This window comes from Clostridium sp. MCC345, from assembly GCF_018785345.1.
GTDB lineage: Bacteria > Bacillota > Clostridia > Lachnospirales > Anaerotignaceae > Anaerotignum_A > Anaerotignum_A faecicola.
In genome coordinates, this window is the sequence record NZ_WQPP01000005.1 from 1 (window position 1) to 256 (window position 256).

At 45.3% G+C, this 256-nt stretch carries 1 rRNA gene; it reads left to right on the top strand.

Annotated features, from left to right (window positions below):
* Window positions 1-58 precede the first annotated feature (58 nt).
* Window positions 59-256 (top strand): 16S ribosomal RNA (locus GPK49_RS01225); the annotation flags it as partial.

Below are 256 nucleotides of genomic sequence, written 5' to 3' on the forward strand. Positions count from 1 at the left end.
ATTTTGCCGGTTTAGAAAAACCGGAGTTAGCCAGAAGAACTGGCTAGGAACAAAACTTTAACATAAGAGTTTGATCCTGGCTCAGGATGAACGCTGGCGGCGTGCTTAACACATGCAAGTCGAACGAAGATACTTAAAATGAGAGCTTCGGCAGGATTTTTATTTATCTTAGTGGCGGACGGGTGAGTAACGTGTGGGCAACCTGCCCTATACTGGGGAATAATCACTGGAAACGGTGACTAATACCGCATGTCAT